The organism is Marinobacter sp., assembly GCF_041595835.1.
Lineage (GTDB): Bacteria > Pseudomonadota > Gammaproteobacteria > Pseudomonadales > Oleiphilaceae > Marinobacter.
Map to the genome: position 1 here is coordinate 1 of NZ_JBFHJO010000031.1, position 13292 is coordinate 13292.

General features: G+C 52.5%; 16 protein-coding genes. 8 read left to right on the top strand and 8 right to left on the bottom strand.

Going from position 1 to position 13292, the window contains the following annotated elements; all coding sequences use genetic code 11:
• The 4 genes from ABYA77_RS10585 to ABYA77_RS10600 all read right to left on the bottom strand — a co-directional run.
• Positions 1-455 (bottom strand): flagellar motor protein MotB (locus ABYA77_RS10585; RefSeq protein ID WP_372965935.1); only part of this gene is annotated, 455 nt, incomplete at its 3' end.
• 5 nt (positions 456-460) lie between these two features.
• Entirely contained in the window at positions 461-1237 is a 777-nt protein-coding gene (gene pomA / locus ABYA77_RS10590) for a flagellar motor protein PomA (protein ID WP_372965936.1), read from the bottom strand.
• A 65-nt stretch (positions 1238-1302) separates the two neighbouring features.
• Positions 1303-1722 carry a YkvA family protein gene (locus ABYA77_RS10595; RefSeq protein WP_372965937.1) on the bottom strand — a complete coding sequence of 140 codons (420 nt, stop codon included), beginning with the start codon at positions 1720-1722 and terminating at the stop codon, positions 1303-1305.
• 19 nt (positions 1723-1741) lie between these two features.
• On the bottom strand, positions 1742-3385 hold the full coding sequence (locus tag ABYA77_RS10600) for a phytoene desaturase family protein (RefSeq protein ID WP_372965938.1): 1644 nt from the start codon (positions 3383-3385) through the stop codon (positions 1742-1744).
• A 263-nt stretch (positions 3386-3648) separates the two neighbouring features.
• Here ABYA77_RS10600 and ABYA77_RS10605 point away from each other — a divergent pair, with 263 nt between their 5' ends.
• A complete protein-coding gene (locus ABYA77_RS10605) occupies positions 3649-4335 on the top strand; it encodes a cytochrome b/b6 domain-containing protein (RefSeq protein WP_372965939.1) in 687 nt (228 codons plus the stop codon).
• A gap of 15 nt (positions 4336-4350) precedes the next feature.
• Here the strand turns inward: ABYA77_RS10605 and ABYA77_RS10610 are convergent, their stop codons facing one another.
• Positions 4351-4815 carry a cytochrome c gene (locus ABYA77_RS10610; protein WP_372965940.1) on the bottom strand — a complete coding sequence of 155 codons (465 nt, stop codon included), beginning with the start codon at positions 4813-4815 and terminating at the stop codon, positions 4351-4353.
• Positions 4816-4951: 136 nt separating this feature from the next.
• Between ABYA77_RS10610 and ABYA77_RS10615 the strand changes: the two genes are divergently transcribed.
• Complete coding sequence (locus ABYA77_RS10615) at positions 4952-5377, top strand: hotdog fold thioesterase (protein WP_372965941.1); 426 nt, start codon at positions 4952-4954, stop codon at positions 5375-5377.
• A gap of 25 nt (positions 5378-5402) precedes the next feature.
• Here ABYA77_RS10615 and ABYA77_RS10620 read toward each other — a convergent pair whose 3' ends face one another.
• Positions 5403-6359 carry a GGDEF domain-containing protein gene (locus ABYA77_RS10620; RefSeq protein WP_372965942.1) on the bottom strand — a complete coding sequence of 319 codons (957 nt, stop codon included), beginning with the start codon at positions 6357-6359 and terminating at the stop codon, positions 5403-5405.
• A gap of 186 nt (positions 6360-6545) precedes the next feature.
• Between ABYA77_RS10620 and ABYA77_RS10625 the strand changes: the two genes are divergently transcribed.
• The 3 genes from ABYA77_RS10625 to ABYA77_RS10635 are packed head-to-tail and all read left to right on the top strand — an operon-like array spanning position 6546 to position 8016.
• Positions 6546-7010, top strand: coding sequence for a YchJ family protein (locus ABYA77_RS10625; protein WP_372965943.1), 465 nt, complete (start codon positions 6546-6548; stop codon positions 7008-7010).
• 7 nt (positions 7011-7017) lie between these two features.
• Complete coding sequence (gene rarD, locus ABYA77_RS10630) at positions 7018-7905, top strand: EamA family transporter RarD (protein WP_372965944.1); 888 nt, start codon at positions 7018-7020, stop codon at positions 7903-7905.
• Between the two features lie 30 nt (positions 7906-7935).
• Positions 7936-8016, top strand: coding sequence for a DUF3565 domain-containing protein (locus ABYA77_RS10635; RefSeq protein ID WP_372965970.1), 81 nt, complete (start codon positions 7936-7938; stop codon positions 8014-8016).
• Here the strand turns inward: ABYA77_RS10635 and ABYA77_RS10640 are convergent.
• On the bottom strand, positions 8013-8894 hold the full coding sequence (locus ABYA77_RS10640) for a LysR family transcriptional regulator (protein WP_372965945.1): 882 nt from the start codon (positions 8892-8894) through the stop codon (positions 8013-8015). The two genes, ABYA77_RS10635 and ABYA77_RS10640, sit on opposite strands and share 4 nt — an antisense overlap.
• Before the next feature lie 94 nt (positions 8895-8988).
• Between ABYA77_RS10640 and ABYA77_RS10645 the strand changes: the two genes are divergently transcribed.
• A complete protein-coding gene (locus ABYA77_RS10645; protein WP_372965946.1) occupies positions 8989-9762 on the top strand; it encodes a cation diffusion facilitator family transporter in 774 nt (257 codons plus the stop codon).
• A gap of 29 nt (positions 9763-9791) precedes the next feature.
• On the opposite strand, the gene ABYA77_RS10650 is transcribed toward ABYA77_RS10645, so the two are convergent.
• Positions 9792-10172 carry a rhodanese-like domain-containing protein gene (locus ABYA77_RS10650; protein WP_372965947.1) on the bottom strand — a complete coding sequence of 127 codons (381 nt, stop codon included), beginning with the start codon at positions 10170-10172 and terminating at the stop codon, positions 9792-9794.
• A gap of 230 nt (positions 10173-10402) precedes the next feature.
• Here ABYA77_RS10650 and ABYA77_RS10655 point away from each other — a divergent pair, with 230 nt between their 5' ends.
• Positions 10403-12082 (top strand): methyl-accepting chemotaxis protein, encoded by a 1680-nt coding sequence (locus ABYA77_RS10655; protein WP_372965948.1) that lies wholly within the window; start codon positions 10403-10405, stop codon positions 12080-12082.
• Between the two features lie 113 nt (positions 12083-12195).
• Positions 12196-13266: a TRAP transporter substrate-binding protein gene (locus ABYA77_RS10660; protein WP_372965949.1), complete on the top strand. Its 1071-nt coding sequence runs from the start codon at positions 12196-12198 to the stop codon at positions 13264-13266.
• The last annotated feature ends 26 nt before the right edge of the window (positions 13267-13292 follow it).

The following is a 13292-nucleotide window of genomic DNA, read 5'->3' on the forward strand; positions in this document are numbered from 1 at the left end:
ACGATGTGGTGCTGATCGAGGTCTTTTTCCACAGTGATACGGCCATCATCAATGGCGTCTTCAAGGACTTCCCGGATGCGCTCGGCACTGGCAGCAAGAGCTGCCTCTGCAGCTACTTCTCTTGTTTGTTCTGTAGGGCTTTTCAGTGTCTGCAGTTCTGGTTGCTGATCTGTAGTGGTCTGTCTGACTTCGTTAACCAGCGTTGGCTCAGGAGGTGCTGGCGAGAATTTGTCGAAGATCGGGCTGGTGCCCTGTGGAATTTCCAGTGCCGGTATCTCACGCTGCACACCGAATGCTTTTGAGAGCTCTCCGGCAATCTGTTTGAATTTCATTGCGTCGATTTCTGAAAATGACAACAAAAGCACAAAAAAGCACATCAATAGCGACATCAAGTCGGCAAAGGTCACAACCCAGGCCGGGATGCCTGGTTTTTCCTCTTCTGGCAGCTCATCCATGGGGCTTATCCGCTGGCGGCCTCCGCCTCGGGCGCCTTGTCACGCTGATTGGGTGGCAGGTAGCTGGAAAGCATCTGTTCAATCACGCGAGGGTTGGTGCCTTGCTGAATGGCTACCAGCGCATCGGTGTACAGCATTTGCAGGCGAGCCTCTTCCGTCATCCGGAGGGAAAGTTTGTCGGCAATAGGCGTTGCAATCATGGTGGCGATCATGGCGCCATAAAGGGTGGTCAGCAACGCAACAGCCATAGCGGGACCGATGGATTTTGGATCTTCCATATTCGAGAGCATTTGTACCAGGCCAATCAGTGTGCCGATCATGCCCATAGCGGGTGCCACGTCGGCCATAGCGGTGAACACCTTAGCTCCGGAACGGTTGTGGTCCAGAGTCATCAGACGCTCTTTGTCCAGTAGTTGCTTGATCGTGTCACCATTGTGACCGTCTACAAGCATTTGTATGCCTTCACCGAGAAAGGGTGAGGCAACTTCACGCTCTTCGAGCCCAAGTACACCCTCTTTACGGGCGATATTGGCGACTTCTACCAATTCTTCGATGCTGGCATGGGTTTCCGGGAGTTTGAATTTGAAAGCCCGTGCCGCAGCCTTAAAGGCGCCGAGAAACTGTGGAATGCTGAATTTGGCCAGCACCACAAGCAGCGTGCCGCCCACAACAATCAACAGTGATGCAGAGTTGATGAAAACGTCGGGGGATACGCCAAGAATAACGGCAGAAGCGATGAGTATGAGCGCGCCGACAAGACCTATCAGAGTGGCAAAATCCACATGTTCTCCAGGAAGTTAATAATTTACGGTTTGGCGGACAAGATTACCTTTAGTTTATTATTCAATCAATTTGGTCTTGCTTCGCATTTTGATTCTTCCGCGAGTTCTTTCCAGGCCCCGTACTTGTGCAGGTCTGATTCGACCAGCTTCAGGCAGAGCGCAATAACGCCTGCATCATCGATAAACCCGATGCCGAAGATGACGTCTGGGATAAGGTCCAGCGGATTCAGAACATACAACAGGGCACCGGCGACGGCGGCAATCGTTTTCCAGGGAACGGCACGGTACTGTCCTTTCCAGTAGTCCCGGATAAGGGAAAACATCAGCTTGATGTCTATGCTGAAGCGCCGGAGCCGGCCACTGCCTTTAACCTTGGCTTCGATGGCCTCCTGTCTCTTTAGCAGGGACTCCAGATCATCTTCGCAGATGCGTTCTGCTTCGTTGTTCAGTTGTGCTTCTGCCGCTTGTTCTGAGAAAAGTGCCATCGCTGTATCCCCTGTAGATTCAGCCGACAAAAATACGTTTTGCCAGCCCTGCGCCTTTCAGGCCTTGAATAGAGAGTGTGGTGATTAGTCCACCTATCATAGCGCCCACCACGCCGCAGGTCAGAATATCCTGGCCGGTGAGGTACAGGCCGGGGATGTTGGTTTTTGGTCGTAACCAGCTTTGTTCAAAACGTTCAGGGGTATGGTCGAGGCCATAAAGCTCGCCCTGCTCGTAGCGACAGAACCAGGCCGTTGATAGGGGCGTTGACGTTTCTATGTAGTCAATTTTGCCACGTAGATGGGGCAGTTTGTCGTACACAGCTTCCAGGAGCTTGTCAGTGATTTCTGCTTTCAGTGTTTCGTATTCATCACCGCGCTTACCCCAGGTTGTACCTTGCCAGCCTTCAAACATCTCCCAGGTGGTTGGTGCTACAACTTCAATGGTGGAGGTGCCGGGCCAGCGATTCTGGTAGTCCGGATCTTTAGCGGCAGGGAAAGAAAGATACACGACGGGCAATGGCGCGTTGCGTGGGTCTTTCAAAAATGCGTTTACGTTTGCATCGTGGTCCGAACCAGGATAAATCCAGAAGTTTGTACGTGGTAATCCAAGCTCTTCAGGGGTGCCTTTCAGGCCGATGTAAAGGCCTATGTGGCCCATAGATGGACGAATGTGCTTCCGGCCCTGAGGGTAGCCGGCTTTCTCTGACGCTTCTTTGGGCAACAATCGCTCAAATGTGTTGATCACTCCGGCACTGCTGATCACCTTGGGAGATCGTATCTCTTCTCCGTCGGCCATGCGCACACCTACGGCTTTACCCTTCTCAACCAGAATGTCGGTTACATCGGCGTAGGTGAAGACTTCACCACCAGAGGCCTGAATGGCCGGAATGATGGTTTTGGCAATTTCTGATGCGCCGCCTACCGGGTAAAAACCGCCGTGCAGGTAGTGCTTGGCAATGATGGAATGAATCATAAAGCTGGATTGCTTAGGGGTAACACCGCAGTCGCCCCACTGGCCGGTGATGGCTGCAATAAGTTCCTCGTTGTCAGTCAGCTCCCTTAAAACCTCATAGGTGGTGCGGTTAAAGCAGTCTGGAAGAACTTTTTTCAGCCCTCTTGTAATGAGTGGGCGAACCAGCGCAGGTGACAGTTTGGACAGGGTATACCACTGCATGCCGGTGGTGACTTTGTCGAGCAGGGCTACGTAACGGTCAATTGCTTCACCGTCATTCGGGAATGAGGCCAACAAGGAGTGCCGTAGGCCCTCTTTTCCGGCTCGAAGATTGATAACCTTGTTCCCGAGGAAGAACCGGTCGTAATTTTCATCCATGGGTGCCCACTTGAGCTTGCTGTCGGTGATGTAATCGAACAGCCGGCGCGCGAGAGTGGTGCTGGTCCCCATATCGCCGATGTAGTGAACACCCACATCCCACTCATAGCCATTGCGGGCGTAGCTATGGGTATAGCCTCCGGCGGTGTAGTGCTGTTCCAGTACCAGAACTTTTTTGCCCGCCTTTGAAAGACATGCCGCAGCCGTCAGCCCGCCAATACCGGAACCGATTACAATGGCGTCGTAAGGGCCCTTCAATCGGTTTGCCCGGTAGCGAGTGCCGATTCTGATCGTGCTGGGTTTTAGTGCTTCTGGAGTTGTTGCCTTTGCCACTAGGGTGTCCTCACGGTCTTTAAGCCGGGCGGTCTGTTGTGCCGCCAGCTTCTGTTGTTTTTAGAATAATGCTCAGCATCCTATGGTTCTGCTTGCTTGTCCAGATGCTCCAATGGAAGAGGTGAATAATGATTCATTATAAGTCTGGGCACTGCAAAGTGTGATTTACCGTGAACTTGATTCCTGTCTGGCGAAAAAGCCATGAAACTAAGTAAACTGGCGGCTGTCTTGAGGCTCATCTTTATTTAATGAAAGGAACTGACATGACAACCATACGGTTGTGGGATTTGCCCACACGCCTGTTTCACTGGCTACTGGTTCTTGCTGTAACGGGTTCTGTGATAACCATCAAAACTGGTATGCCAGACTGGCATGGACGGTTCGGTTTGTTGGTTGTTGGCCTGTTGAGCTTCAGAGTTTTCTGGGGTTTTGCAGGTTCAACCTATGCTCGTTTCAGTTCTTTCGTGCGTGGGCCCGGGGCTGTGATGGCTTATCTTCGGGGGCAGTGGCAAGGTGTCGGACATAATCCGTTAGGCGCTTTTTCTGTTTTGCTCCTGCTTGGCCTGTTCGGATTTCAGGCGACTACCGGCCTGTTTGCCACGGATGAAATTGCCTTCAAGGGCCCATTGTACCCGTTACTTTCTTCATCCTGGGCCGATGCACTCAGTAGCTGGCATCGCATGACAGAATGGTATCTGTATGGCCTGGTGACACTGCATGTGCTGGCCGTGATGTTCTATACCAAAGTGAAGAAAGATAACCTGATGAAGCCGATGATAACCGGTAAGAAAGAGGTTGCGCCGGGCCTGGCAGAGGATGCTCGTGGCGGTGGGGTTGTAGCGTTCCTGGTGTGTCTGGTGCTGGCCGTCATCGTGGTTTTAGGTGCCAGTGGCAGCTTGCTTTCTCCACCACCGGCACCAGAGCCAGCACCCCAGAGTCTGGGGTGGTAACAACGCTAAGAAGCGTTACTTGGCGCGGAAGTCGTCGTGACAGGCCTTGCAGGTCTCGCCCACGGCGGCAAACTGCCGTGCCAGAGCGGCTTTGTCACCGCTGGCTGCAACTTCCTGAAGTTTGTTGGCTTCACGGCCAAAGTTCATACCTACTTCACGGGCTCTTTCTGGCTGCTGGAAAAACTCTGGCTTCAGACGGGTGTCTTCAGCTTTATCCATAGCTGAATCCGGGCTATAAAGTGCGCCCATGCCCGAGTTGGCGACTGCAGCAATCGCGTTAGCTGCGGCTTTCATCTGGTCGGCATTAAACGCGGTATCGCCGTCAATTGCCTGGGCTTTGATCTTGCCCATGTTCCAGGCCATGAACTGATAAGCTGCCTTGCGGGCTACGATCTGGTCTTCAACGCTCATTTGGGCGGCAGCTGGCAGGGCAAAAGACAGTGCCAAAGTGGCTGCAGTTACTAGACGTACTTTTTTCATTCTTGGTCCCTCATCTTGGGTTGGTTAGTTCCCGGATAACTCTGTTTGATAAAGACTTGGTTATGAATATCTTAACTGTATAGACTTGTTCCAGACAGTTATAACAGACAAAAGTTCAATATAGAGAGGTTTGAACATGGCAATTTGGACGGTGACCCCTGATCTCGAGCGGCTGGCCGATGCGAGTAAGAATACGGCTGTGAGCCATATGGGTATTGAGTACCTCGAGATTGGTGACGATTACGTGAAAGGCCGGATGCCGGTGGATAAGCGTACTGTACAGCCGTTTGGCATTCTGCACGGGGGTGCTTCGGTCTTGCTGGCGGAAACCTTGGGCAGTATGGCCGCGAACTGCGTATTGCGGGAGAAGGGGACTGTGGCTGTGGGGCTTGAGATCAACGCTAATCACATCCGCCCGATTACAGGTGGTTGGGTTTATGGCACCGCTCGCCCGCATCACATTGGCAGCACGACCCAGGTGTGGGAAATCAGGCTGGAAAACGAACAGGGTAAACTAACGTGTATTTCCCGCCTGACTATGGCTGTTACCAAGCGTCCATAGCCGGACGGTGTCATAAGAGGCCGGGTCATTTCAGGTAGAGCGATACTCTGCCTCGGCCCTTTGCTTTGGATCGATAAAGCGCCCTGTCAGCTCGTTGCAACAGTGTTTCCAGATTCTGGTCGCCGGGGCTGACTATGGTGATTCCGAAGCTTGCGCTGGATTTGATGGTCTGCTCCTTGTAGGCAATGTCCATGGCGCCGATGAGGGCCAGTAGGTGTTCGGTTATTTTTCGGGCCTCGTCGGCAGCGGTTTCGGGTAATAATAGAGCAAACTCTTCGCCGCCCATTCGAGCAACCAGATCGGATTCTCGTAAGCGTGTCTGCATGACTTCAGACACTTTCCGAAGTACTTCGTCGCCGCCTTGATGGCCGTAGGTGTCGTTAATCCGCTTGAAGTAGTCAAGGTCCATCATTACCAACGCAAGCGGTGACTTGGTGCGCAAGGCCTGATGCAGTATCCGGTTGCCAAACTGGAAAAATGCGCGGCGGTTCGGCAACTTTGTGAGCTCATCTTCCATGGCGGCAGCCTGAGCTTTGTTGTGTGCTTCCTGAAGTTCCAGCTCCATCTGCTTTCTGTCGGTAATGTCGGTAGCAATTTCCAGGCGTACCAGTTTCCCGTTGGTCCAGGGAATGGCCTGGTCCCGGCACTGATACCAGTGTTTGTTGAGTTGGTTTTGGAATTCCCAGACATGGGGTGGTTTGGGTGAGCCATCGGAAGCTATCAGCAGGTGGTTGGTACAGAAACTGCACGGGTTGTTGGCGTTTTGCAGCACTCTCCAGCATTTCCGACCGTCAATAGCGCCCCATTTTCGCCGCCCATAGGCGTTCATGTAGAGCAGTTCGTAAGTGTCGAGGTCAGATACGTACACCAAGGCATCAAGATTGTCTAACACGGCCTGAAGCCCTTCTACCGACATTGTTGGTGCAGGGGGCTGCGATCCTGGCTCTGGGGGCAGGTTGATGGTGGGTGTCTTGGGGTTCATTGGTGTTTTTATCTTCATTCAGTTTATAGCCAATGCTCTGTAGAGTATGGCGAGTTTAGCCTGCGTATGCACGCTTCTCTGCATGCAATTACGAGCTAACTGAATAGTCGTTCATTTTTAACAGGCCATTGTAAATGTTGGTGGTGCTCTATGCCCGATCGGTGCCCCCCAGGGAGCCAGTACTTTATGAATACAGTTGACCAGCCCAGCGGCTGCCCCTGCGGTAGTGGTAAAACATACTCGCATTGCTGTCAGCCTTTGCATCTTGGCCAGCCGGCGCCTTCGCCCGAAGCTCTTATGCGGTCCAGATTTGCGGCTTTTGTGCTGAAGGACCAGCGCTATCTTCGGGCAACCTGGCATCCGGATACCCGGCCTTCCGAGCTGGAGCTGGACCACTCACCGGCATGGACATCACTACAGATTATCGCGGGCAGAGAGGTCGGTAATCAAGGGGAAGTGTACTTTAGGGCGACATATCGTGCCGGGCAAGGCTGGGGCTTCCTTGAAGAGAGGTCTGATTTTGTAAAGGAAGGTGACCATTGGTACTACTTGACCGGAGACACACGTGAAGGTCTTCTAAAGCCTGGCCGTAATGATCCTTGTCCCTGTGGCAGTGGCCGAAAATACAAAGTCTGTTGCCTGGGTGGTTGATTCATTTATGGCGAAATCTGTTTCTGAAACCAGTAAGGGCGTTGTCTACGGCCTGGCTGCCTACACAATGTGGGGCAGCTTCCCCTTGTATTTCGCCCTTTTTGAAGGCATTCCGGCCTGGGAGGTGCTGATCCACCGGGTGGTCTGGTCCTGCCTGTTCCTTGCCCTCGTTATTTCTCTTCTGAAACGCTGGTCGCCCGTGAAAACAGCCCTGAAGGAGCCAAAAAAGCTTGGCTTTGTTCTGGGGTGTTCTGTGTTTATTGCGCTTAACTGGGGTATCTATATTTATGCAGTAGAAACCCGTCATGTGTTGCAAGCCAGTCTGGGCTATTTTCTGACACCGTTAGTGAATGTGGCTATGGGGTTACTGGTTTTGGGAGAGCGTATTTCCCGTCTTCAGGTTGTGGCCGTTGTGTTGGCTGCGGTGGCTATTTGCTACCAGATTTTACTGCTGGGAGAATTGCCCTGGATTACTCTGGCGCTGGCCTTTAGCTTCGGGACCTATGGTCTGTTGCGCAAGAAGGTCGCGCTGGATGGCTTGTCGGGCCTGTTTGTTGAAACACTTCTGTTGTTACCGCTTGGGCTGCTTACTCTGGCCTGGCTGTCTGCGAAAGGTGTTTCCCACTTAACCGATAGCACCTATAACATGCTGTTGTTGATGTCCTGCGGTATTGTGACGGCTGTTCCGCTGCTGGCTTTTGCCGGGGCTGCTCGCCGATTGACGCTCTCCACCGTGGGCTTCCTCATGTACATCAATCCTACTTTACAGTTCCTGATAGCACTTTACGTATTCAATGAGCCTTTGAGCACTGAAAAGCTGCTTAGCTTCGGGATGATTTGGGTGGCTTTGGTGATTTACTCCTGGTCTGCATGGGTTGGCAGAAGCAGAGCATGAAGCAACCTGTCACGGGCTATCACAAGGATGATGAAAACCATTGGGTGGCTGTTGGCCTGCGGTCACAGCCAGCATGTGCGCCATGACCCGCCCTGGGTGAACCGGCCTTAACTCATAGTTTCCAAATAGGCCTCCAATTCGTTAGCCAGCCAGCCCACTACGGCGCCGCCTTGTGCCTGCTCAGACTCCAGTGCACTGAAGATTTTCCACCAGCGGGCACTGCGGTGATGAATGGTTTTGAGTTGTTCTTTTCTCAAGGCCCCGGCGATTAATGGCAATGGCAGGTCAGCCCACCCTGCGCCATCAATGACGGCATCCCGGATCAGTTCGTATTGAGTAAATGCCAGGTAGTTAGCTGTCTCAGGAGATTCCGCCACCAGCTGGGCGTCCTTCATGTAGGCCATGGTGATTTCCGTGTGGGTGATCAGCTGATCCTGAGTCACTCTTTTGAGCTGGCACAGGGGGTGATCGGGGGCAGCCACAGTGAGCATGCGCACGTCTGCCAGTTCCCTGAACCATTGATAGCCCTCGCTCAGAAGTTCCGGCATGAGGCCGTAGGCTACATCTACCGACTGGTTTCGAACCAGCGACGCCAGTTCTCTGGGTGGGGCCAGATAGATAGACAGGCTGGTTTGGGGGAATTGCTGTTTGAGACGTCGGAGTATGTCGCGCCATATATCCTCCGGAATGCAATCGTCCCGGGCAATCCGCAGCACTGATTCCGCTCCGCTCAGATGATGCTGGCAGCGGGCTTGTATCTGGCCGGCAACCTGATCAAAACGCCGACAGTCGGTGACAATCGACTGACCGATAGCAGTCAGGTGGAGTTGATTGCCGCTGCGCTCGAACAGCGCAATGCCGAGTTCATCTTCCAGAGAGGCGAGTATGGTGCTCACGGTTGTTCGGCTTCGGTTCAGCTCTCTTGCGGCTGCAGCAATGCTGCCATTCTCGACGACTGCCAGAAATGTTTTGATCTGGGATGTTTTCACTTTCCTCCTTATTCCGACGGATTGTTCGTCGCTCAGTGACTCACGGTTTAAAAGACGCCCCGGTAATATGGCTAGTAATTATCAGGAGGTCAAAATGTTTACTTCTCTGGCGCGGGAAAATATGGCGCTGAAATTGTCTGCAGTCGGAGCCGGTTTGTTTGCGGTGGCCGGCATCGTTTGGGGGCTTTGGGTAGATTCTCTGGTTATTCTTTTTGATGGGGCCTATTCCCTGGTCAGTCTGGCGCTCTCTTTGCTGTCACTCTACGCGGCGCGTCTTGTCCGTCGCCCGGCAACTGAAGATTACCCGTTTGGCATGGGTGCAGTAGAACCACTGGTCATTGCAGTGAAAGGTCTGGTGATTGGTCTTGTCTGTGTGCTTTCGTTTGCTTCTGCTGTGCTTTCAATGCTGCAGGGCGGCCGACCGGTACAGGCAGATATGGCCTTGGTTTTTGGTGCGGTTAGTGTTGTGGGTTGCCTGATCGTCTGGATTTATCTGCGCTGGACCAGCGTTCGCAATGGCTCTGGTTTGGTGCTGGCCGAGCAGGGTCAGTGGTTGATGGACACGGTATTGAGTGCCGCCGTGATGATCGGCTTTGCTGTTGCCTGGTTGTTGGAGCGAAGCGAATGGTCAGCACTAGCGGTGTATGCAGACCCGGTGATGATGATGCTGATTTCTGTCTACTTTATGACGGTGCCCGTGAAAATGGTTTTGAGCTCGGTCAGAGAGTTGTTGCTGGCGGCACCTGCGGATGAGGCAATGGATGAAATCCATGAGGCCATCAGAGGGTTGGGGCTGAATCCGGCTCGGGTAAAGGTCGCGAAGCTTGGGCCTAATCTGTTACTGGAAGCGAAGCTGGTACGAATGTGACCAGCTTCGCTCCGGGGAGTTGTCAGGAATTATTCGAATGAAGGGAGCTCCGGCGCTGCGGTTTCTTTGCCTGCTGCCACCCAGGCATCGAAGCCACCTTCGATAGATTTAACATGAATGTAGCCCATCTCTTTGAGTGTCTTGGCGCTTAGCGCTGCCCGGCCGGAGTTTTTGCAGTAAAGAACAATGTTCATCTGGCGGTCTTCGAAGGCCGGATCGTTGGTGAACTTGAATTCGAGCAGTCCACGGGACACATTCACCGCGCCCGGGATATGGCTGGCGCGGTATTCATCGCCATCTCGAACATCTAGCAGCAGGTCGGCGTTTTTGATGGCAGCACTTGCTTCTTCCACTGAAATTTCCTGAATGACTTGTTTTGCTTCCGCAATAAGGTCGTGAACAGTTTTCATGGAGCCTCCGGTAACCATAAGTAATTAGGTTAGAGTAAATCATTATAAGAGTGTTCGTAACCCCGACAGTGATAGAAATTGCTGCGATATTCTCATGCTCTTCATGTAACTTTAGTCTGAGAGTCCTTAAGAATTTGACCAATCGGCAGATACTATTAATTGTGCACATCACCTCAACTGAGGGTTTTTGTGGATAATACTCGAGCTAATAAAATTCCGGAGCACTAGTCATGTCGTTTTTGAGCAAGATGCGAATAAGAACCCGATTGTTAATCGGCGTGTTAGTGCCGGTGCTTGTTACCGCAGGCACGGTTGCCTGGATCACTTCAGCCCAGATAAGTGCAAACGGCAAGGCCGAGCTTCAACGACTTGAAGCAGAACTATTGGGAGCGCGTAAACAAGGGCTTAAGGATTTGGTTGAGGCGGCCAAAGATGTGGCCCTGGAAGCCAAAAATAATCCTGAGTTCACTGTTGAAGAGGCCAAGGTAGAGGCTCGCAACCGGATACGTTCAATTGGCTTTGGCGACAATAACTATGTGTATCTCTACACCCGGGATGCCTACAACCTTGCTTATGGTCCCAACCCCGATAAGGAAGGGCCGGTAACAAGCTCTGTTGCCCGGGAGTTGGTGGGCAAATTGTTCAGATCTGCCACGCAAGATGGCTTTGAAAGGTACGAATGGCCCAATCCAGCTACTAATGGCGCGATTGAGTCTAAGGTTTCTTATACCAGTGTTATTCCTGACTGGGACTGGATGATAGGTGCCGGTGTCTATATAACGGATATTGAGCGGGTGCTGACGGCTGTTGAAAAGGACATTGATGCGACGATGACCTCAGCCATGAGTTTTATTCTTCTGGTTACGGTTGTTGTTGTGGTTGTTTCGCTGATGATAGGGCTGGCGATTGGTCGTACGGTGACCGCTCCGCTGAACAAGGTCAGCGATATGATGCAGGAAATTGCAGACGGAGACGGTGACCTGCGCCAGCGCCTCCCGGAAGAGGGCAATGACGAACTTGCCGAGCTGGGGCGTCGGTTTAACCACTTTGTGATAAAGATGCAAAATACCATTCGTGAAGTTGGTAGCACTACTGATCAGGTGGCTTCGGCCGCTGAAGAACTTAGCCGGGTGGCAACTGAAACCCGGCAGTCGGTGCAGGAGCAAGGCTCAGAAACGGACCAGATTGCCTCAGCAATTAATGAAATGGCTGCCACCATCCAGCAGATTTCTGGTAATGCCAACGAGGTTGAAAGTGCCGCTTCAGACGCTGACCGGATGGCTCGTGAAGGTGGTGAGACCATATCCAGTGCTCAGGGCTCGGTTACCGAGCTGTCTAATGAGTTAGAAGGCGCTGCAACCAGTATTACGGCACTGGCTGAGAAATCTAATGATATTCAGCAGGTACTGGATGTTATTCAGGCGGTCACTGAACAGACTAATTTGCTGGCTCTGAATGCTGCTATTGAGGCCGCTCGGGCCGGAGAGCATGGTCGTGGTTTCTCGGTGGTAGCAGATGAAGTGCGTCAGCTTGCAAAACGGTCAGCAGAGTCTGCAGACCAGATTCGGGAAATGATTGATGGTTTTGTGGCGGAGTCCAAGGCTTCAGTTGAACGGATGCATCATTCCCGTAAAAGCTCCGAAGCAACGGTTGAAAGAATCAACCATGCTACGACAGCCCTGAACACGATAGTGAATTCGATTACTCAGATTCATGACCAGGTCTCCCAGATCGCGACGGCAGCTGAACAGCAAAGCCAGGTGGCAGAAGAGGTTAACCAGAACGTGGTGCGGATTGTCGACGCAGCACAGCGGAGTGACACTGGCGTGACCCAGACCAATGAGGCAAGCCATGAATTGGCGCGGCTTGGTGAACACCTTCGGGAATTGGTCGCCCAGTTCAAAGTATAACCGCGTTCGCCAGAGCTGGACGCACTGAATAGCGCGGCCGGCTCTGGCGGTTGTCAGGGTTTTCAGTTATTTTTTATGCCTGCCTAATCGCGATAACCACGGAAATCAACACTATGTTTATGCGCAACACCGTTCTTGTAGTCCTGGCTCTGGCCACGCTTCTGGCTAGCCCGTTTGCGGCTGCAGACAAAACCTACACCATCCGCCTGGCTGAGACTTGGGGCCCAAATTCTGGTCTGCTGGGGGATACTCCTCGCAATATGGCAGCCATGGCAGAAAAAATGTCCAATGGTCGGCTGAAGTTTCGAATTGATTCTTCCAACAAGCATAAAGCGCCGTTTGGCATCTTCGATATGGTGCGGAACGGTCAGTATGATATGGGGCACACGGCTTCCTATTACTACAAAGGCGCTATCCCTAACGCCATGTACTTCACCACCACGCCGTTCGGCATGATTGCTCCGGAAATGTATGCCTGGTTCTATTTTGATGAAGGCATGGACCTGATGCAGAAGGTGTATGAGCCATTCGGCCTGCTGTCTTTCCCGGGTGGTAATACCAGCAACCAGATGGGCGGCTGGTTCCGGAAAGAAATCAACTCACTGGATGACCTGAAAGGCCTGAAAATACGCACACCCGGCTTTGCCGGTGAGGTGATGGCTGAAGTGGGGGCGGCTGTTACCAACTTACCGCCAGGTGAGCTTTATACCGCTCTTGAGCGTGGCACTATTGATGCTGTGGAGTGGGTCGGGCCCGCTCTGGACTTGCCGCTGGGTTTTCACCAGATTGCCAAGTACTACTATTCTGGCTGGCAGGAGCCTAATGCTGAAGTTCAGTTCCTGATTAATCAGAAAACCTGGAACAAACTTCCTGAAGATCTTCAGGAAGTCCTGCGGGTAGCAATGCGTACCGCGGCCTATGACATGTATATCCAGAGCACCCACGAAAGTGGTGTTGCCTGGGCGAGCATGAAGAAAGATTATCCGGATGTGACCCATAAAGTCTTTCCTGCTGAGGTCATCAATGCACTGCGTGAGGCGACCAACCGTTTGCTGAATGAATTCGCAGCCGAAGACGAATTGGCGAATGAAATCATTACTTCCCAGCGCGAATATCTGCAACAGGTTCGCCCCTGGACAAACATCTCTGATAAGGCGTATCTGAACAGCGTAGCTGACCAGTAAAAACAAAGCCTAGAGCGAAGGGGCGC

Excerpts from the sequence above, each read along its gene's own strand:
- ABYA77_RS10595 (WP_372965937.1), bottom strand. The coding sequence starts at position 1,722 with ATGGCACTTTTCTCAGAACAAGCGGCAGAAGCACAACTGAACAACGAA.
- ABYA77_RS10605 (WP_372965939.1), top strand. The coding sequence starts at position 3,649 with ATGACAACCATACGGTTGTGGGATTTGCCCACACGCCTGTTTCACTGG.
- ABYA77_RS10610 (WP_372965940.1), bottom strand. The coding sequence starts at position 4,815 with ATGAAAAAAGTACGTCTAGTAACTGCAGCCACTTTGGCACTGTCTTTT.
- ABYA77_RS10615 (WP_372965941.1), top strand. The coding sequence starts at position 4,952 with ATGGCAATTTGGACGGTGACCCCTGATCTCGAGCGGCTGGCCGATGCG.
- ABYA77_RS10620 (WP_372965942.1), bottom strand. The coding sequence starts at position 6,359 with ATGAACCCCAAGACACCCACCATCAACCTGCCCCCAGAGCCAGGATCG.
- ABYA77_RS10625 (WP_372965943.1), top strand. The coding sequence starts at position 6,546 with ATGAATACAGTTGACCAGCCCAGCGGCTGCCCCTGCGGTAGTGGTAAA.
- rarD (WP_372965944.1), top strand. The coding sequence starts at position 7,018 with ATGGCGAAATCTGTTTCTGAAACCAGTAAGGGCGTTGTCTACGGCCTG.
- ABYA77_RS10635 (WP_372965970.1), top strand. The coding sequence starts at position 7,936 with ATGAAAACCATTGGGTGGCTGTTGGCCTGCGGTCACAGCCAGCATGTG.
- ABYA77_RS10645 (WP_372965946.1), top strand. The coding sequence starts at position 8,989 with ATGTTTACTTCTCTGGCGCGGGAAAATATGGCGCTGAAATTGTCTGCA.
- ABYA77_RS10650 (WP_372965947.1), bottom strand. The coding sequence starts at position 10,172 with ATGAAAACTGTTCACGACCTTATTGCGGAAGCAAAACAAGTCATTCAG.
- ABYA77_RS10655 (WP_372965948.1), top strand. The coding sequence starts at position 10,403 with ATGTCGTTTTTGAGCAAGATGCGAATAAGAACCCGATTGTTAATCGGC.
- ABYA77_RS10660 (WP_372965949.1), top strand. The coding sequence starts at position 12,196 with ATGTTTATGCGCAACACCGTTCTTGTAGTCCTGGCTCTGGCCACGCTT.